This is a genomic window from Curtobacterium flaccumfaciens UCD-AKU (assembly GCF_000349565.1).
Classification (GTDB): Bacteria; Actinomycetota; Actinomycetes; order Actinomycetales; family Microbacteriaceae; genus Curtobacterium; species Curtobacterium poinsettiae.
Window position 1 is genome coordinate 2,781 of sequence record NZ_KB714624.1, and the last position, 325, is coordinate 3,105.

Annotated in this window: 1 protein-coding gene; it reads left to right on the forward strand. The window is 69.8% G+C overall.

Going from position 1 to position 325, the window contains the following annotated elements; all coding sequences use genetic code 11:
* The coding region (locus H489_RS0119280) for a helix-turn-helix domain-containing protein (protein WP_031259910.1) at window positions 1-279 on the forward strand (279 nt) is incomplete at its 5' end.
* Window positions 280-325 lie beyond the last annotated feature (46 nt).

Below are 325 nucleotides of genomic sequence, written 5' to 3' on the forward strand. Positions count from 1 at the left end.
GGTGTGAGCCCCCGCACGCTCCAGACGGCGTTCATGCGGGAACACGGCGTCTCGCCGATGACGTTCCTGCTGCGGATGCGGCTCGACCGGGTGCGCGCGGCGCTGGAGTCCGGCAGCCGGCAGGAGACCAGTGTGAGCGAGGCGGCCCTGACATGGGGCTTCCGTCACCTGGGGCGCTTCTCAGGCACCTACTTCCGCCGATTCGGCGAGTACCCGGGCCAGACGTTGCGCGCATCGTCCGGTGCGTGCGCAGCGGGTCCGGAGCGACACGCGGGGTGATCTCGAAGGTCGTGCGACGTGTTCCGGACACCACGGTGAACACGCA